12 protein-coding genes are annotated in these 19,425 nt (G+C 40.2%); 5 read left to right on the forward strand and 7 right to left on the reverse strand.

Translation table 11 applies throughout. The features are described 5' to 3' along the window. Positions 1 to 11: 11 nt before the first annotated feature. The 6 genes from O0V13_RS08265 to O0V13_RS08290 all read right to left on the reverse strand — a co-directional run bounded on the left by O0V13_RS08265 (position 12) and on the right by O0V13_RS08290 (position 9,791). On the reverse strand, positions 12 to 1,448 hold the full coding sequence (locus tag O0V13_RS08265; protein ID WP_268034505.1) for a RagB/SusD family nutrient uptake outer membrane protein: 1,437 nt from the start codon (positions 1,446 to 1,448) through the stop codon (positions 12 to 14). Positions 1,449 to 1,459: 11 nt separating this feature from the next. After that, complete coding sequence (locus tag O0V13_RS08270) at positions 1,460 to 4,438, reverse strand: SusC/RagA family TonB-linked outer membrane protein (RefSeq protein WP_268034506.1); 2,979 nt, start codon at positions 4,436 to 4,438, stop codon at positions 1,460 to 1,462. 484 nt (positions 4,439 to 4,922) lie between these two features. Further along, a complete protein-coding gene (locus O0V13_RS08275) occupies positions 4,923 to 6,845 on the reverse strand; it encodes an OmpA family protein (protein WP_268034507.1) in 1,923 nt (640 codons plus the stop codon). Positions 6,846 to 6,849: 4 nt separating this feature from the next. Continuing rightward, entirely contained in the window at positions 6,850 to 7,476 is a 627-nt protein-coding gene (locus O0V13_RS08280) for a 7-carboxy-7-deazaguanine synthase QueE (protein ID WP_268034508.1), read from the reverse strand. A gap of 137 nt (positions 7,477 to 7,613) precedes the next feature. After that, positions 7,614 to 8,063: a GNAT family N-acetyltransferase gene (locus O0V13_RS08285; protein ID WP_268034509.1), complete on the reverse strand. Its 450-nt coding sequence runs from the start codon at positions 8,061 to 8,063 to the stop codon at positions 7,614 to 7,616. Positions 8,064 to 8,201: 138 nt separating this feature from the next. Then, positions 8,202 to 9,791 (reverse strand): amidohydrolase, encoded by a 1,590-nt coding sequence (locus tag O0V13_RS08290; protein WP_268034510.1) that lies wholly within the window; start codon positions 9,789 to 9,791, stop codon positions 8,202 to 8,204. 171 nt (positions 9,792 to 9,962) lie between these two features. Between O0V13_RS08290 and leuS the strand changes: the two genes are divergently transcribed. Genes leuS through O0V13_RS08305 form a run of 3 tightly spaced genes read left to right on the forward strand, consistent with a single transcriptional unit; the run spans position 9,963 to position 14,677 of the window. Then, positions 9,963 to 12,737 carry a leucine--tRNA ligase gene (gene leuS / locus O0V13_RS08295; RefSeq protein ID WP_268034511.1) on the forward strand — a complete coding sequence of 925 codons (2,775 nt, stop codon included), beginning with the start codon at positions 9,963 to 9,965 and terminating at the stop codon, positions 12,735 to 12,737. A 49-nt stretch (positions 12,738 to 12,786) separates the two neighbouring features. Continuing rightward, entirely contained in the window at positions 12,787 to 13,836 is a 1,050-nt protein-coding gene (locus tag O0V13_RS08300; RefSeq protein ID WP_268034512.1) for a glycosyltransferase family 4 protein, read from the forward strand. A gap of 1 nt (position 13,837) precedes the next feature. After that, positions 13,838 to 14,677: an FkbM family methyltransferase gene (locus O0V13_RS08305; protein WP_268034513.1), complete on the forward strand. Its 840-nt coding sequence runs from the start codon at positions 13,838 to 13,840 to the stop codon at positions 14,675 to 14,677. A gap of 1 nt (position 14,678) precedes the next feature. On the opposite strand, the gene O0V13_RS08310 is transcribed toward O0V13_RS08305, so the two are convergent. Then, on the reverse strand, positions 14,679 to 17,573 hold the full coding sequence (locus O0V13_RS08310) for a T9SS type B sorting domain-containing protein (RefSeq protein WP_268034514.1): 2,895 nt from the start codon (positions 17,571 to 17,573) through the stop codon (positions 14,679 to 14,681). 304 nt (positions 17,574 to 17,877) lie between these two features. Between O0V13_RS08310 and O0V13_RS08315 the strand changes: the two genes are divergently transcribed. Next, positions 17,878 to 18,252 (forward strand): hypothetical protein, encoded by a 375-nt coding sequence (locus tag O0V13_RS08315; protein ID WP_268034515.1) that lies wholly within the window; start codon positions 17,878 to 17,880, stop codon positions 18,250 to 18,252. Positions 18,253 to 18,296: 44 nt separating this feature from the next. After that, positions 18,297 to 19,415 carry a cytochrome-c peroxidase gene (locus O0V13_RS08320; protein WP_268034516.1) on the forward strand — a complete coding sequence of 373 codons (1,119 nt, stop codon included), beginning with the start codon at positions 18,297 to 18,299 and terminating at the stop codon, positions 19,413 to 19,415. The last annotated feature ends 10 nt before the right edge of the window (positions 19,416 to 19,425 follow it).

Raw genomic sequence — 19,425 nt, forward strand, 5'->3', positions numbered from 1 at the left:
CATTTCCGGTTTTAGTTATAACCTGGGTTATTTTCCAATCCTTCGTTCAAGATAATTTGATCATTAGGAATTGGAGCTAGAATTCTGTAGTCAGAATAAGGAACAGTTTCAAAGCTTCCAGCTTTGGTGATATCCATTCCATTTCGCTTCAAATCAAACCATCTGTGACCTTCCAAAGCAAATTCAACCCTTCTCTCATTCATAATCAAATCAAACAAGGAAGAACCTGAAACTCCAGAACCAACTGCAGCTAGGCCTCTTTTAGATCTCAATGCTGACAAATCAGCTCTTGCACCAGTCTCATCACCAGTTCTATACCTTGCTTCTGCTCTGATTAGATACAATTCAGCTGCTCTCATAATTGGTAGGTTTTCTAAGAAATCCCCTTTAGTACCCAACCACTTATTTGATCTGTAAACAGTTCCAGCTGCTCCAGAACGAGTAGTTTCAGTCCAAGTATCCATTCTTACATCACCTTCTTCATAAGAAGCCAAAAGCTCATCTGAAGCAGTCACAATAAATTGAGCACTTGCAAACACGTTTGCTGACAAAGAACACATGGAATTGTTAACCCCATCTACGGTGGACCAGTCATTGGATCTGATCTCAATCTCAAACAAAGATTCTGGATTCGGATAAGTAGCAAAGCTAGAAACGTAATTAGCTGCATCAACCAAACCTGAACCATCATTACCTAAACCAAAAGTGGCCATAGCTTGAGTAGCCATAGATGCCGCTTCAGCATATTTCCCTTCATACAGATAAACTCTGGAAAGCAATGCCTCAGCAGAACCTTTTGAAGCTCTATAAACGCCAGATCCCCCCAAAGTTGCTGTTGGAAGTAATCCAATAGCCGCTGTCAAATCTGATTCAATCAGATCATAAACTTCTCTATTGGTTGCTCTTGTTCTGAAATCCGCATCGGAAAAGCCCAAAGTTGGAGTAGTACGAATTATCACTGACTTGTCCCAACCATTTACTTCTTTACCTGGCTCATAACCAAACACCTTTGACATGTCAAAGTAGAACATTGCTCTTAGGAAATAGGCTTCGCCTTTTACGACGTTTCGAGCAGCATCATCTCCTTCTGCCTCGTCGATCCCAGCAAGTGCAATATTTGCTTCATTAATTCCACTCCAATAATCTGTTCTCCAAAGGTTGATATGAGCACGATCTGCATTTGCTTCCTGGCCAATATATCTACCAGTATTAGCAATAATTTTCAAGTTATCAGCCATAATTTCAGGTGCAATCATCAATTGCTGACCGTAATTATTAAAGCCTCTTGCACGCCCATACACGGTATAAATCAAGGACTGATATCCATCTACATCCGCAAAGGCCGTTTCAGGTGTCAAGCTTTGTCTTGGTTCTGTATCCAAAAGGTCAGAACAAGATCCCAAAGCCAATGCACCACCTAATGTTAGGATTTGTATATACTTTTTCATTCTGTTCTTAATTAGAAGTTAAGATTGATACCTGCAGTGAACTGCTTTGCATTTGGATATCTACCATAGGTAGTTTCAGTAGACAAAGAGTTTGCTTCTGGATCAATTCCATTGTATTTGGTGAAAGTGGCCAAATTCAATCCTTGAACAAATAGCGATGCTGAACTCATTCCTATTTTGCTAGCAGCAACAGAAGGAAGTGTATAATTCAATGTTACTTGCTTCAATCTGATATATCCACCATCACTTAACAATCGAGTAGATGCAGTACTAATATTGGATGTACCTGGAGCCTGACCACCTTCATATGGTCTACCAACAGTAGTTACATCTCCTGGTTGCTTCCAATAATCCAACATATCTACCAATTGGTTATCCGTTCCAGACCCCCAATCTCCCAGATTATATAAATCTGAATTCCAAGCCATGTTTCCGAATTGATATTGGAAGAATACTTCTAAAGATACCGGACCGAAAGTCAAGGTATTAGAAAGACCTCCATAGCTACTTGGTAAACCTGATCCGATATAACTTTGGGTAGAAGTACCTGTGATATAAGTGTAACCACCGTTCATATCACTGAACATCTGACGACCATTTGCTGGATTCACACCCAAATAGGTATTTGTATACCAGAATTGGATTGGTTTACCTACGATCAAATCATTACCAACTCTGTCCAGTCCATCATAAAGGGAAAGTAATTCATTTTCCAAGAAGGTAATATTGAATCCTGTGTTCCATTGGAATTTACCAGCTACAATGTTTACAGTTTGGATATCAATGTCGATACCTTGGTTTCTTACGGTACCAGTGTTTCTAGTGATAGTTCCAAAACCCGAATCGGTTGGCAGTGGAGTATTAAACAAAAGAGATTTTGAATTTTTTCTCCAGAAATCTACTGTACCGATGATTCGACCATTGAACAAAGTCCAATCCAAACCAACATTCACAGTTTCTGCTTCTTCCCAAGTCAACAAATCGTTACCCAACTGGTTTAGCGTCAAAGCGCCATTACCCAAATACTGGCCTCCGTCACCTACAAGAGAACGGGAAGCAAAATCCGGAATTAAAGAGTTACCAGTCACACCATAAGAAGCTCTCATTCTTAAGTTGTCCAACCAGTTCACATCTTGCAAGAAAGCCTCAGAAGACAATCTCCAACCCAAAGATGCAGCATAGAAGGTACCCCATCTGTTCTTATCTCCGAATCTCGAGTGTCCATCTCTTCTCAAAGTTACATCAGCGGTATATCTGTCATCGTAATCATATTTTGCTTGACCGAAAAAACCTGCTCTTTTGTATTCCGTGAAATTGGAATTAACAGCAAAAGGAGTTGCTGCATTCTGAAGATAAATCAAGGTCGGGTTAGGAAATCCTCTACCTGTCGCGGATTGCAAATCATCTTGAGCTCCTTTGTATTCAAAACCCAAAACACCAGTAATAGTATGCACGTCGTTGAACTTCTTGTTGAAGTTAAAGTTGTGGTTGGTGTTGAAATTATTTTTTCTTCTAGCAGTAAATACTGATGCGCCGCCATATGAAGAGAATACAGGAATGGTTGATGGTCTGTTATTGATATCTGCATTGTCAGAGAAATCAATACCGAAATAAGAAGTAAAGCTCAACCAAGGAGCGAACTGATAGTTCAATTGTAAATTAGAAACAGTTTGAACCGTTTTCGCATTTCTCAACTCTTCATTTACACCCTGTACAATGTTGTATCCAAATAGGTGGTTAGAAGGATATGGAGCAAAGGTTCCATCTTCATTATAAATCGGAACGTTTGGTCTTGCAGAGAAACCAGCCATGAATGGACCATTTACGAAGTTACCATTGGCAATAGAACCATTGGTCTCTTGGAATGCCAAGGAAATATTTGCTGAAACTGTAAACTTCTTACTTGGTCTGTGTGTCAAGTTCAAACGTCCAGTTGCTCTTTGATAATCAGACATAATAATCTGACCTTCCTGCTTGGTATAAGAACCAGATAGGAAGAAGGTAGTCTTCTCATCACCACCAGAAACAGATAGATCATATACACTTAACCTACCATTTCTATATAGTGCATCCAGCCAATCGTAAGACTCTAAATTTGGATCTTCTGGATTACCATAGGTGGCAGCGGCATCATTTGGGTCTCTCCCTGCATTAAGATATGCATCTCTCTTGATTGTAGCCAATTGAGTTGCATTCATTACATCATACAATCCTAATGGCTGCACGATACCTTCCTGAACAGAAAGTCTAGTTTTTGTTGCACCTTTTGTACCTCTTTTGGTAGTAATCAAAACTACACCGTTTGCAGCTTGAGCTCCATAGATAGCTGCTGCAGCTGCATCTTTCAACACCTCAATTGATTCAATATCATTTGGGTTGATTGACGCCAAAGCATTTTGAGAACCTTGACCGGATAGACCTCCATTGTTTACCTGAACACCATCCACAATATAGAGTGGATCATTTCCGGCGTTAATGGAGCCTACACCACGGATTCTTACATTCAAAGTACCTCCTGGCTGTCCTGAAGCTGAAGTAACTTGCACACCAGCGATACGACCTTGCATGGCACGGTCAAATGATTGCATTGGAAGATCCTGAAAAACCTCTCCTTTTACCGATGCAATTGCACCTGTAATCTCTCTTTTTGATTGATCACCATAGGATGTAATTACAAACTCTGAAAGAGCTTGAACATCTGGTTCCAAAGCTACATTGATTGTAGTTTGATTACCGATAGTGACCTCCTGTGATCTTAGCCCAACAAAGCTAAAGACCAAAACATTGCTTCCGGCAGGAACACTGATCGAATAATTGCCATCAAGATCTGTGGCAGTACCGACTGTGGTTCCCTTCACCAGAACTGTTGCTCCTGGTACACCTAACCCATCCTCAGTGGAGGTAATGGTACCAGTGATCACACGGCTTTGAGCAAACACAACTGCGCTTGCTAAAAACAGCATGAGTCCTAGAAGTAAAACTTTCCTCATATTTGGTTAAATTATGGTTTAAATTATATACAATAATATCTTTTATCACCTTATCTAACAAGAAGTTAAGCTTTATATCCATCTTTTTAATCATCTGGAAATAATATAATTTTTCATTAAATAATCATATTTAACAGAATAATATTCTGAAGAGTGTAAAAATAGACCGTCTTAGAAAAATTAAATTATTGTGTTTTGAATGTTAACAAAAGTTAATTTCTAATTTATTTTTTTTCTTTAATTAAAAAATAAAGCAAAAAGCGGCAATACATTTTTTTATTCTTCATTAACATGGTATTGCGAAATTATATACTAAAAATCAAATCAATAAGTCTAATCTATACACCTATTTTAAAAAACTTAAAAAAATAGTTATTTCTAAAAATATTTAACAAATGTATTACTATCGCTTTTATATAATTTTTCAAAATAATATTTCGTGAATTACTTAGGGCGTATTGCCTAATAAAAGATAAATTAACCTTTACAGAACCTTGATAGTAATCCTTCTATTCAAAGCCTGATTGGCCGGTGTGGTATTAGGTACCATTGGTACTGTATCTCCCTTCCCTTCTACCAAAACTCTTCCTGGCAACATCCCATTTTCAATTAGATATTTTTGGACACTAGTTGCTCTTTGCAAACTCAAGGTCTGATTATAAGTGGATGCTCCAACATTATCGGTATGTCCAGTCACAAGAATATTGACATTTGGATTTTCATTTAAAAATTTCACCAACCTTTTTAAGGAAGTCTTTGATTCGGGCTTCAAGTCATACTTATCAAAATCAAAGAATATATTTTCAAAAACAAACTCTTCTCCAGAAGCCACGGGTGTCAGCTGGACCTCCAGATCTTTGACATTTTGAATCTTATCACGCTCCACATTAAAAATCTTTGGCAAGAATCCTTTTTTCTCTACATAAAGACCTGAAATGGATTTCTCGGGATAAAGCATCATAAACTCCCCAGACTTACCATCGGCTTTGAATTCATAAAGAGTACTATCATTGGTCAGGGAGATTAGGGACAAAGTAGCATCTATTGGTTCGCCAGTTTTAGAATTAAACACCTTTCCGCCTGTTACAGTCAGGTTTTCACCTAGATAAATTTCCTTTGGAAATTTAAATCGATAAAGTAAAGATTGATCTTGTTCCTTTTCTTTAGAATTCAACTCAGTATAGTAGGCATAATCCTTTTGTGCCGTAATGAACAATGCCACTTGATCTAATTGATCATTGATTGGTAAACCTAAATTTTCCGGTTCTTGAAATTCACCATCCAAGACACGAGTCAAAAAAATGTCCATTCCTCCAAAACCCATATGTCCATTGGAAGCAAAAAAGAGGATTTCATTATTGAAAAACATAAAGGGTGAAATCTCATCCTTAGGAGTATTAACGACATCACCTAGATTTTTTGCATCGGACCATGAACCGTCTGCCATTCGGACAGAATAATAAATATCATTCCCTCCAAAACCACCTTTCCTATTCGAGGAAAAAAATAAAATCCTCCCATCTGCAGACAACGAAGGCTGAGAATCCCAATAACGAGAATTGACTTTCTTTCCCATGTTTTTGGGTCTTTGCCATCTACCATTTACTTTATATGCAATGTATAGATCACAACTACCCTCAGAATCCGGCGCATCGCAGGAGGTGTAAATCAGGATATTTCCATCAGCCGTTACTGAACATGTTCCTTCATTGTATTGAGAATTGATCGTTTCAGCTATACTTTGAGGAAGTGTCCATCCACCTTCAGGTGTCATGAAAGCAGTAAAAATATCTTCTTTGTCAAAGTTACCCGTACCATCTCTTTTGGTAAAAAGAATCTGCTCCCCATCCGCTGTTAATACTGGAAAATATTGAAGCTGAAAGTTATTCAGAGGATCTTCCAAAATCTCAATTTCGATAGACATTACATTTCCCAGTTGAGATTTGATAAAATCCATTTGGGCCTTCATCTCCTTATAATACATATGGGTCCGAAATGAATCTTCTAGCAATGGGTCGACAGCTTCGAATTCCGAATAGGCTTTTTCAAACTCCCCTTTCTTCAAGTAAATATTAGTAAAAACCCAACCTATATCCGCCGAATGCTTGGGTTTTGCATTTTTACCAGAAAGTCTGGATCGACCGGACTCTGCTACCCGTTCCGCTTCTTCCAAATCGCCCATAGTGATCAGAAGTTGCGACATTTTCACATATGCCTCAATGAAGGAGCCTTCCCGATTGATTGCATCCTGAAATTTCTCGATTGCTTCAGGGTATTTTCTTTGAGAAATCAACTCCTCGCCTTCCTTATAAAAACGGATAGCCCGACCATCGATGATGGAGAATTCCTGCGAAAATGCATAGGAACACAGAAAAAACAGTAAAAAACTTAAGAAAACAGGGCGCATGGACTTAAGGTATGTCCATAAATTTATGAGTTTGTAGGGAAATATTCCAAGTTGGGTGATTTTTAACGTAATCTATAATGATTGGAGTAAACTTTTCAGCTTTGCTCCATTCTGGTTGAAGCCTCTTTTCACAGCTGGAATTCACCAAAGCTGCGTGCTCCTCAGCAAAGTCAAAATCGCTTTTATGAAAAACAACCACTTTCAATTCATTTGCCACCTCATAAATGGAGGAATGAGGTTTTTTGAATTTTTTGGGTGAAAAGCAAACCCAGTCAAAATCACCTGAAAAGGGATGCGCCCCTGAAGTTTCAATATTGGTAGTAAATCCTTTTTCCTTCAACATCTTAGTCAAAGGTTCCAAATCATACATTAGTGGCTCACCTCCGGTGATAACCACTAAGCGACCCGGGTGATTTGAAGCCTCTTCAACAATCTGTTCAATTGATAAAACAGGCCATTTGGCTGCTTCCCAGGATTCTTTGACATCACACCAGACACAACCTACATCACAGCCTCCTAGCCGGATAAAATAAGCAGGATGCCCGGTAAATCTCCCTTCTCCCTGAATGGTATAAAAAGCTTCCATGACCGGAAGCATCAGTCCTTTTGCTACTTGATCTTTGGTATTCATGAATTTTTGATAAAGCGGGCGATTGAACCGCTGGTGAATTTTGAATTTGCAAAGGTAGGAGGAAAGTTGGAAGGTTGCAAAGTGGAAAAGAAACTAGGATTCGCAGCTATCCCTTTGAACTTTCGAACATTGCCACTTTACAACCCTTTCCCCATCACAATCCTGTAATCCTCCACTCCTCCTTTGGGGATCACTTCCATGATTTTGAATCCTCTTTTTAGACCAAAAGAGATCATTGCTGGGAAACGGTTTCTGGTTTTGAAAAAGACTGAGGTAAACCCTTTCTCCCTAGCCCAGTTTTCTTGAAAGTCCGCCAATGCGTTTGCTACTCCAAACTTCCGGAATTCCGGTCTTACCCCTCCCATCCAAGAATAAAAAGTCTCTGGAGTATCACTTTGATAGCCCACTTTGAATCCGATCAGCTCTCCTTCCTTTTCTGCCACCAGAGCCAAATACAAGCGATGCTTTAATCGATCACTATAAAAGTCTAGAGAAGCTTTTCCCGGGAACTCCGGTATTTGCTGATGTATCCACAAAAGTTCGTCAAGAGATGCTAATCTGATATTGAATAAAAACGAGTCACTCATGGGATTTTAGATTTACGAATTTCGATTTACGGCGCTGTATTGAACTCCAACCCTCAACTAAAAAGGCTTTCCTCTTGTATGTAGTTCTGAGGTCCAAAATGACGTCGTAAATCTAAAATCCTAATTCGTAATTGATCATCAATCCTTTTTAATCGTAGGATACGTCACTCCCAACTGTTCCAAGTAAGTATCATACTTGGTTTCGTCGTAGTAGAACTTCTCCATTTCTGGACGGAATTTCTTCATGATTTCAGCATTCAGATAAATCGGTGGCTCATCATCTGGGGTAATCATCGGCTTGTATTGCTCTTCTTTGGTTTGAACATTTTTGAAATAATCCCATGACTGTTCTACCAATTCAGGCTTCAGCAAGAAATCCAAAATAGTCATGGCCTCAGCTTTGGCTCCGGCAGTCACTCCTTTATGAGCGATAGGTGTTGCCATCGCGATTGCATTCGCCCAATGATGCCCCGGAAGCCCTGGGATATTGGAAGGGAACCTCAATGTCACAGTAGGTACCACCCAAGAAACATCCCCAATATCATCTGATCCTCCTGAACGAAGCTCTTTAGCAGGTGGTCTCAAGGTATCCAATTTGGTTGGCAGTCCGTTTTGCTCGGAACCCAATTCTTTTTGAAGTGCTTTTGCTAAAGTTTGATCATTATCATCCCAAGTTGGTAGGCCTACTTGAAGTATATTCTGATACATCGTCTCAGCAATTACTTTATTGAAATGTCTTGGCCAAGCGGTCCCCATAATTTTGGAAGTCATGGTGGTTCTAGTCATCAAAGCAGCTCCTTCCGCCACTTCTTTTGCTTGCTCATACATATCCATGATTCCATCGTATTTGATATCTCTGAAATAGTACCAAATGGATGCTTGAGAGGGCACTACATTCGGCTGATCTCCTCCATCTGTGATTACTGAATGTGATCTTTTCAAAGGATCTAAATGCTCTCGCTTATAGTTCCATCCTACATTCATCAACTCTGTAGCATCCGCCGCACTTCTACCTCTCCAAGGCGCACCTGCCGCATGAGCAGCTTCCCCAGCAAAAGTATATTCTACCGAAATCAAACCCGTTCCGGAGGCAGCTCCATAACTTACCCCAAGGTTGTTTCCCACATGAGTAAAAATGCAGATATCGATATCATCAAACATACCGTCACGGGCAAACCAAGCTTTAGCAGCCACCAATTCTTCAGCGATTCCCGGCCAAAGAACCAAAGTCCCTCCGATGTTTTCCCTTTCCATGATTTCCTTCACAGCCAAAGCAGAAGTAATATTTAAAGGAATACCGGCATTATGACCTTCTCCATGCCCCGGAGCCCCTTCGACAATCGGTTTATGGAAAGCAACTCCAGGATATTGCGATGCTTTTGGAATGTCATCTACATCAGAACCCAAGGCTATCACAGGCCCGTCTCCATTGCTCCAAGTCGCAACCCAAGCGGTAGGAATGCCAGAAAACCCATGTTTAATCACAAATCCATTCGCTTCCAAAATCCCGGTTAGGTATTTCGAAGATTCAAATTCCTGGAATCCCAATTCTGCAAAACTGAAAATCTTATCGACCATTACTTGACTTTGTTTATGATGGTCCTGAACAATCTGAGCTACCTCAGTTTTTAAAGATTCAATCTGCTTTTCGGAATACTTTTTTTGACCATAACTGGCCCCACTTATCCCTACCAATAGGGCCAGTCCTAATAGTTTAATTTTTTTCATAAGAGTTGGTGGTTGAATAGGTGGAATTTAACAAAAACCTGAATAGAAAGGATATAAAATTGACCAATGGAAAATTCTCAATTCAAGAGGAATTGAAAATTTGCTTACCAAACCCGCTCGTTTTTTCTATTTTTGCAGGCGTTTAGCTAAAATTTCAAGAAAACAATAATCATGGCGGAGTACAACTTCAGGGAGATCGAGCAGAAGTGGCAAAAATTCTGGAAAGAGAAAGGAACTTTTCACGCAAAAGTGGACCCAAATCGTCCCAAATTTTATTCTTTGGACATGTTCCCATATCCTTCTGGAGCTGGACTACACGTAGGCCACCCGCTTGGATACATCGCCTCTGATATTATTTCCCGTTATAAAATGTTGCAGGGATTCAATGTCCTTCATCCGATGGGCTATGATTCTTTTGGACTTCCTGCAGAGCAATACGCCATTCAAACCGGCCAACATCCAGCAATAACTACCGAGCAAAACATTGCCAGGTATACCGAACAGCTAAAAAATATCGGTTTTGCTTTCGATTGGGAAAGAGAAGTGAGAACATCCGACCCTGCCTATTATAAATGGACTCAGTGGATCTTCATGCAGCTTTTCAACAGCTATTATGATCAGGATGCTGACAAGGCTCTTTCTATTGATTCTTTGGTTTCAAGATTTGAAAAAGAAGGAAACAAAGCTATCAAAGCTGTATGTGATGATGAAACTCCGATTTTCACAGCCGAAGATTGGGCTGCTTTTTCTGAGAAGGAAAAAGAAGAAATGCTCTTGAAATACCGCTTGACCTATTTAGCTGAAACGACTGTCAACTGGTGTGCTGCTTTGGGAACTGTGCTTTCCAATGATGAAGTAAAAGATGGTTTCTCTGAAAGAGGGGGGCACCCGGTAGAAAGAAAGAAAATGATGCAGTGGTCCATGAGAATCACTGCTTATGCAGATCGTTTGTTGAAAGGATTGGATATCATCGACTGGTCCGAACCTGTCAAAGAAATGCAGCGAAATTGGATTGGTAAATCCATTGGAGCAGAGGTTCTTTTTGATGTCAAGGGATCTGATAAAAAGATTAAAGTATTTACAACCCGTGTAGACACGATCTATGGGGTGACCTATTTGGCTTTGGCTCCCGAGTCTGACTTGGCGGCTGAATTGATCACAGAAGATCAAAGAGAAACTGCAGAGGCCTATATTCAGGTGGCTAAAAACCGCTCAGAAAGAGAGCGAATGAGCGATGTGAAGACCATTTCTGGTGCGTTCACAGGAGCTTACGCCATTAACCCATTCAATGGTGAAGAAATCCAAATTTGGGTTGCTGACTATGTTTTGGCGGGATATGGAACCGGAGCTGTAATGGCTGTACCGGCTCATGATGAACGTGATTATAACTTTGCGAAGCACTTTGGATTGGAAATCCGCCAGGTGATCGAAGGATCCATGGAGGAGGGTTCCTTTCCTGGAAAAGGAGGCTTGATCATCAATTCTGGATTTATTTCTGGCCTGTACATGAAGGAAGCCATGGAAAAAGCCATTGAGTTTTTGGAAGAAAAAGGCATAGGAAAAGGTAAAATCCAATTCCGTATGCGGGATGCGATCTTTACACGTCAGCGTTATTGGGGTGAGCCACTTCCGGTTTATTTCAAAGATGGACTTCCTAAATTGGTGGATGTAAAAGACTTGCCTTTGGTATTGCCTGAGGTAGACAAATACCTTCCAACAGAAGATGGAGAACCACCTTTGGGTCGTGCAAAAGACTGGACTTATAAAACTAAGGACGGAGAATATCCTTTGGAACTTTCCACCATGCCGGGTTGGGCAGGTTCCAGCTGGTATTTCTTCCGCTACATGGACCCGAAAAATGAGAATGTTTTTGCAGATAAAGCAATTACTGATTATTGGGGTTCGGTAGACTTATATATTGGTGGATCCGAGCATGCGACTGGGCACTTGCTGTATTCCAGATTCTGGACCAAGTTTTTACATGATATCGGAGCGGTGAAAATTGACGAACCATTCCAAAAAATGATCAACCAGGGAATGATTCAAGGTAGATCTAACTTTGTTTATCGTCAAAAAGGAACCAATACCTTCGTTTCTTATGGATTGAAAGACCAATATGACACTGCTGCCATGCATGTAGATGTCAATATCGTCTACAATGATCAATTGAACTTGGAGAAATTCAAGGCTTGGAGACCAGATCTGGCTGATGCCGAATTCATCTTAGAAGACGGCAAATACATCTGTGGAGCAGAAGTAGAAAAGATGTCCAAGTCCAAATACAATGTGGTCAATCCGGATGACATCATCGAGAAATATGGTGCCGACACCTTGAGATTGTATGAAATGTTCTTGGGACCATTAGAGCAGTTCAAGCCTTGGAATACAAATGGAATCGATGGGGTGTACAAGTTCTTGAGAAAGCTTTGGAACCTTTACCATAATGCTAAAGGGGAATTTGAAGTTTCTGATGCTAAAGCTTCCAAAGAGGAATTGAAGACCTTGCATAAAACCATTAAGAAGATGGACGATGACATGGCGAATTTCTCTTTCAACACTTCAGTCTCTAGCTTCATGATCTGTGTGAATGAACTGACTGCTTTGAAATCCAACAAGCGTGAGATTTTGGAACCATTGGCAGTTTTGGTTTCTCCTTATGCTCCTCATATTTCAGAAGAACTTTGGGCATTGTTGGGTCACTCTGAGTCTGTAACCAAAGCTAAATCCCCAGAATTCAATGCCGATTATTTGGTAGAAAGCAGTTTCGAATACCCAGTGATGATCAATGGTAAAATGCGCGCTAAATTGACTTTGAGCCTTGATTTGAGCAAGGAAGACATCGAAAAGGCTGCTTTGGCAGATGAAACTGTTCAGAAATGGGTGGAAGGAAAAACACCTAAGAAAATCATCATTGTTCCAGGTAAAATCGTCAACTTGGTGGTATAAATCTGAAACAAACAATCATAAAAAGGGGTGACATACTAAGACTTTGACTATGAAAAAAAGGCTTTTGTACGTCACCCCTTCTTTTCAGTCTTTTGTCAAGGCTGACCTCCAGATTTTGGAGAGGCATTTTCAGGTTAGAGTCAATCACTACCCTTGGAAAAACAAGCAATACGCTCCAGTTTATTTCTTTTTGCAGTTTTTCGCAATGATCCCATCTGCTATCTGGGCGGATCTTATTGTAGTGAATTTTGGAGGGTATTGGGCTTTTTGGCCGACCTTTTTCGCTAAGCTCTTTGGAAAGAAATCCGTTGTCATCGTTCATGGGACTGATTCGGCTGCTATTCCTGAAATCAATTACGGGAGTTTACGAATTCCAATTCTGAGGAAAATTTGCGGCGCGGCATATTCCGCAACTGATTTAATACTTCCGGTAAGCAATTCCTTGATAGAGACTGAGTTGACTTTTGATCCAAAAATCACTCACCAACAACAGGGAATCAAGACGCTTTACCCTGATTTAAATCCCAAATTCAAGGTGATTTACAATGGTTTGGATGAGGACTTTTGGGAGTACCCAAAGGATATACAAAAGGAAGAAAACAGCTTTTTGACAGTCATGTCCCCTAGCCAGTTCCCATTGAAGGGAGGAGATATAATCGTGGAATTGGCAAAAGAATTTCCTACGTGTAAATTCTATTTTGCAGGAATAGGCCTAGAAGATTTGGAAATTGAAATCCCAGAGAATGTCCATTTCCTTGGAAGACTTAGCCCAGAAATACTTCGAGAAACCTACCAAAAAGCCCAATTCTATTTCCAACTTTCAAGCTTTGAGGGATTTGGATGCGCTTTGGCCGAGGCGATGCTTTGTGGCTGTATCCCGATTGGATCCAATTCCAACCATATCCCTCAAATTATTGGTGAAAGTGGTTTTATTTTAAAGAAAAAAGACCTGACCTTAGCAAAAGATTTGATTCAAAAAGCCCTCAAAGTTGAAAACAAAATGGTTTTAGAAGAGAAGGCCCGAGAACAAATCATTCAGAACTTTGCATTAAAACAAAGGGAAAACGAACTCATTTCCACTTTGAACACACTCCTCTAAAATGGAAAAACTATTTAGTCAACTTTCTAGAAATCTGTACATTATTCCCGGAGGATACTTTGTTTCCAAGTTTTTAAGAGGCCTGTTTTCAAGTGATTCTCAAAGTCCTGATTGGAGGAAATTTTCCTTTCGCGGTATATCCATGAAAGTAGATCTTTCCAAACATATGGGAAAAGCAATCTATTGGAGAGGTGCTCATGATTGGTCGCCTATTTTCACTTTGGAAAGTCAATTAAAAAAAGGGGACACTTTTATCGATGTAGGAGCGAATCAAGGAGAGTACACCCTTTGGGCAGCGAGAAAAGTAGGAACAGGAGGAAAAGTTTATTCCTTTGAACCCATGGCAGGTCTTTTTTCTCAATTGGAAGAAAACATCAAGCTTAACCCGAAATTCAAATCAGTTTTTAATCCTATTCAATTGGGTTTGAGTAACGAAGCTGGAGAACTGGAACTTTTTACCCAACCTGGTCAAAATGAAGGAACTAACACTATTTTCAGCTCCGATCAATTCAATATCTCTTTGGGAAAAATTCAGTTAGACACCTTGGACAATCAAGTTGAAAAACTGGGAATCGACCGAATTGATGTGATGAAAGTAGATGTGGAAGGAGCCGAACTTCAGGTGTTACAAGGAGGAGAAAAATCTATTGAGAAATTCCGTCCCAAACTTCTCTTAGAAATCAATCGGGAAGCCTGCAAATCAGGTGGATATAAAGCAGAAGACATTTTGGACCTTCTCAAAAAATACAATTACAAATTCTTTCAATTGGGATTGAGAGGAAAGCTCACCCCTATCCAAAAGCTGCCCGAATTTTGTAATATTTTGGCTTTGCCTGGATGAGTTACTTCAATAATAAGAAAGATCCGGATTTCGAGCTTTGCTTGTTTTGTCCAAAAGTATAATCGACTCGATAGACATAAGTACCCTGGGGCATAGGCTCATCTTTCCACTTGCCATCCCAACCTTCTGAATCCAGCGAATCTGTATAGAAAAGAATTGCCCCCCATCGATCCATTACCCAAAATCTGATGGACTCAATTTGTCTGAAAATTGGGTAATAATAATCGTTCTGTCCATCTCCATTGGGCGTAAACCCATCCGGAAGTCGAAGAGCTGGCCCTCCCACCTCCAATGGAAGCAAGTATTCACTAATACATCCAGCTGCATTTTCAACCTGTAAATTCACTTCATAACTTCTAGATTCATAATAGCTGTGTACGGGCGAAAAATCAAAACTCATATTTCCGTCTCCGAAATCCCACATATATGAAATTATTTCCGTCCCTTGTGAAAGATTGACAAACTCAATTGGCGAACCTGGAATAAAATACCCTTCATCTAAGGGGCCACTCTTCAATTGAAACTCTGCTTTCAAATACGACAATTCGTCTTCGGAAATTGTGAAAACCTGTTCCTTTTCACAACCCGCTGAGTTTGTTACCCAAATCGTGTAGTCTCCAGCTACCAACTCTTCCCAATAAAATTCACCCACAGACAATTCTGTCATTGTATAAAAATAATCCTGGCCATCTATGGTAGTTCCTTCAATACTCAATTGAAAAAGATCCTCCAATTCCGACTCAATCAAGACGCTCAAAGCAAAATTGGGGCTCTCTGGACAAGAATCCTCGACACCAGACTTTTCTACAGAAAAGTTAAAATCTCCAAGAGGCAAGACATCAAATTCAACTACACGGTAACATTCGGAAATATCTTTGACCAGGACACTGTGATTTCCCAAAGAAAACATACGGCTGGAATCCGATACAAATCCCGCACCATCCAAATAATCAAACGTAAAAGGAGCCGTCCCCTCAATGACATGAAATGTAACCAGTCTATCACTACTCTCAGAGCTACATTCCCCTTCTTCCATTTCTATCTCAACTTCAATATAGCCAGATTCCAAGCTGAATTCTCTGGGGCAATTGGGACTATCAGGAGATACCGCAAAGTAAATTTTCCCAGATAATATCTGAAGGGAATCTTGATATTCAACTGTGCTTTCTTCCACCGGAAAACTATCAAAAAATCGAGTTCCAGTAGGAAATGTATTTTGGATGTAAAAAGTTTGGACGTATTCTTTATCCTCTGCCTGACAAATAAATAGTGTGGAAGTCGAATCATCAAATCCACAGTTGGTTCTGACATATTCTTGCGCGTTGATCGACACTTCTAAAGGCCCAAAAACGGGAGTAGCAAAGCAAGCATTCTCTTGAGATTCGCCTATTTTCAAAGGAGAAGATGAGATAGGACTACCGCTTATCCCGTTAAATCCATTCAATTCTCCATCTAAAACGAAATTGACGCCACAGCTATTCATGAGCAGGACACATTCCCCGGTGACTTTCACTTTGTAGGTGATTTTGGCAAAAACCTCCCCTTGAGTATTAGGCACTGGCACATCTCCCACCATCCAATAAAATTGCCTCACGTCTGGACGGGAATCAAATCCAGGCAAGGAATTGCCGGAAGCTGTTGAATAAAACTCAGCTTCTGCTGAGATCAGCTCCAATCCTGGAGGAAAATTTATCGTGAGAAGGGCATCCTTAACTGGGATCGCACTTTTGTTACTTACCTCCACCGTCAGTTCTAGCTCTTCACCTGGGAGAACCCCACCATTAGGCAAGGATGAAAAATAATGATACCCTTCCAAAACAGGCTCAGAGGTTTCCACTGCTGTTACCAAGGAATAAATCACATAAGCATCTCCGTCTGTACCATACCGAAATCTCGTGCTTGTTTGTCCATTTTCCAGAATCAAATTTCCCCCGTTTGGTATATCAAAAACCGAAATATCCATCCCGGTATTATTTTTCAATTCGGGATTCCTTGGATTTCCCCCTGTGGAAATACTGGAATTGAAAAAATTACTTTCATTATTCCCAGCATGGGAAAGTCTTACAAAATTGCCACTATTGATTCCCTTCTCAATTTCCAAATAGTCCCCAACAGCAGCCACATCTCCTTCACCTGCTGCTACACCTAATTTCATTTTGACCGGACCAGAATCTACTGTTGCAAAACCCGAAACAGGAATGGTATAATCAGCCATTACACTGCCTCTGACAAAAGCATAGCCATCGAATACTGTGATACTTCGGCTGTTCATTGAGGGGTTTTCATAGACCACAACCATAGACCAACCTCCATAATGATAATCTGTGCCTTCAGACACTCCAAGATCTGCAACCGTGTAGGCTCCTTGACCATTGGTCTGAACAAAGTCTGTCACTTCTACATAACCTACAAATAGTCCCAGATCGTTAGGCAGATCCAAACCATAGGTATAGCGTATATCTTCATCTTTGGCTGTAAAGAGCTGTTGATTACCATTTGGACCAATTAGCTTTGCTTGTTTTCGACTGAGTTTTTTTGAGTTCCCGTTTGAATCACTCACATAAAAATCATCCGCTATAGGCCCTCGACCAGACCAATATAGTCCTGCAAACAATACTTTGGTACAAGAAGCATCACTTCCATTTTCAGCTGAAAAGACTAAAGTCGCAGAAGAAGAATTAATAGTATTGGGGTCATTATCAACATCTACATAGAGTAGCTGATTGTCATTCATCAGATTATCATCATAATTCTCCAAGCTCAGATTGGTATTTCCTATGAGAGCAAAATCTCCTTTTACTTCAAATGTCGTCCGGCTTGGGTTTGCTTCGGAAGCCCTATTTTGAAAAGGTACCCGGACTTGGGCGTTCGCGATTGAAACCAAAAGGATAAACAAGCAAAAAAAACTTAAAAACAGGAGGATTATTTGTTGAAGGACTTTCGGAAAACCTTCATTTATGACTTTGATCACTTTGCTTGTTTGTGGTAAAGATTTAAACACGCAAAACTCATTTTTTTTCAGTTAATTCTATGCTTCTTAATTAAAAAAAATGCTTTTGGATTAATTAGCCGCTATTTTTTGAACTATTCCCTTATTGATTATATAAAAATCATTTTCGATTGGACTCTCAAAAAATGTTTGCGTTTTGGGATAAAAATCACATAAAAAGCTCACTTCCGAGTCGTATATTTACCCCTAAATGCTGAAAAGCCTTATTTATATTACTCTTGCGATGACCATGGTTCTCAATAGCATGGTGTATTCGTTGATCAAAGTGGATTTCACGATCAATAGAAAATACATCATTGAGAATTTCTGTATCAACAAGGATAAACCAGAACTTAAATGTGACGGAAAGTGCTTTTTGGCTGAAAAAATCAAAGCCGAAAAAGAAAGACAGGAATCACTTCCTGCATTCACTTTCAATAAGGATTTCGGTGTTTTTGTCCCTTCAGAATCAATTGCAAATTCAATAGAGTTAACTTTTGAGGCTTTCTTGACTCATCAGGAAACTTACCATCATGAGTTTAGCCAGACTACCACTTTTTCAATTGATCATCCTCCTCAGAGTTGATTCACTTCTGAATTAATTCAAATTTCCTTTTACAAAAACAGAATATGCAATCTCTTATCCGCTATGCGGGTTGGATGATGGCTAGCACTTTGTTGTTTTCCTGTAATGAGGGAGAACTCCCTGTTGATCAGGGGCCTACTCCCATTACACTGGAAAAACCCGACTATTTCTCGGATCAACAGGTCATGCCTTCAGACAATCCCTTGACGGAGGAAGGAGTGCGTCTTGGCCGTATGCTTTTTTATGAAAAAAAGCTTTCTCAGGACGGAACCATTTCCTGCTCCTCCTGTCATCAGCAAGAAAAAGGGTTCAGTGATGGTCTTCAATTTAGCCCTGGAGTCAATGGAACTCTTGGGTCTATGAATGCTATGGCTTTAAGCAACCTACACTGGCAAACCCGATTCTTTTGGAATGGAAGAGCTGTATCCTTGGAGGAACAAGCTCTCATACCGATTGAAGACCCAACAGAAATGAATCTCCCTATGGAAGAGGCTATTTCCCGACTTCAAGGGGATGTGGACTATCCGGGTTTATTTCAGGCAGCTTTCGGATCTGACCAAGTGACCTCTGAAAATATCGGCAAGGCACTGGCACAATTTGAAAGGACACTGATTTCCGCCAATTCCAAATTTGACAAATGGATTCGTGGTGAGGTAGAACTTAGTCCCGAGGAAGAATTGGGACTAGAACTATTCTTTACCCACCCAGAGCCATCCATTCAACTCAGGGGAGGCAATTGTGGGGATTGCCACCTAGGTTTTCTGACTTCTGGAGCTCCTAACGGATTTGCTGGGTTTCACAACAATGGCTTGGACTCAGATGAAAATTTGAATTCTGGGCTAGAATCTATCACCGGAAACCCTTTTGACAAAGGAAAATTCAAAGCTCCAAGTCTAAGAAACATAGCCTTGACTGCACCCTATATGCATGATGGAAGATTTTCATCCTTGGAAGAAGTATTGGACCATTACAATGAGCACATCCAAAATAGCGAAACACTTGACGTGCTCATTTTGGAAGCCAGTAATGAAGTCCTTGATCCATCCGAACCAATCAGACTCTACCTCTCAGCCGAAGAGAAGCAGGCAATCATTGCCTTTCTCCAAACGCTGACGGACGAAGAGTTTGTTTCAAATCCAAAATTTTCAAATCCATTTAATTAGAACTATCACA

This window comes from Algoriphagus sp. PAP.12 (genome assembly GCF_026652115.1).
Classification (GTDB): domain Bacteria; phylum Bacteroidota; class Bacteroidia; order Cytophagales; family Cyclobacteriaceae; genus Algoriphagus.

Coding starts and splice junctions, on each gene's coding strand:
- O0V13_RS08265 (WP_268034505.1), bottom strand. CDS start 1,448: ATGAAAAAGTATATACAAATCCTAACATTAGGTGGTGCATTGGCTTTG.
- O0V13_RS08270 (WP_268034506.1), bottom strand. CDS start 4,438: ATGAGGAAAGTTTTACTTCTAGGACTCATGCTGTTTTTAGCAAGCGCA.
- O0V13_RS08275 (WP_268034507.1), bottom strand. CDS start 6,845: ATGCGCCCTGTTTTCTTAAGTTTTTTACTGTTTTTTCTGTGTTCCTAT.
- O0V13_RS08280 (WP_268034508.1), bottom strand. CDS start 7,476: ATGAATACCAAAGATCAAGTAGCAAAAGGACTGATGCTTCCGGTCATG.
- O0V13_RS08285 (WP_268034509.1), bottom strand. CDS start 8,063: ATGAGTGACTCGTTTTTATTCAATATCAGATTAGCATCTCTTGACGAA.
- O0V13_RS08290 (WP_268034510.1), bottom strand. CDS start 9,791: ATGAAAAAAATTAAACTATTAGGACTGGCCCTATTGGTAGGGATAAGT.
- leuS (WP_268034511.1), top strand. CDS start 9,963: ATGGCGGAGTACAACTTCAGGGAGATCGAGCAGAAGTGGCAAAAATTC.
- O0V13_RS08300 (WP_268034512.1), top strand. CDS start 12,787: ATGAAAAAAAGGCTTTTGTACGTCACCCCTTCTTTTCAGTCTTTTGTC.
- O0V13_RS08305 (WP_268034513.1), top strand. CDS start 13,838: ATGGAAAAACTATTTAGTCAACTTTCTAGAAATCTGTACATTATTCCC.
- O0V13_RS08315 (WP_268034515.1), top strand. CDS start 17,878: ATGCTGAAAAGCCTTATTTATATTACTCTTGCGATGACCATGGTTCTC.
- O0V13_RS08320 (WP_268034516.1), top strand. CDS start 18,297: ATGCAATCTCTTATCCGCTATGCGGGTTGGATGATGGCTAGCACTTTG.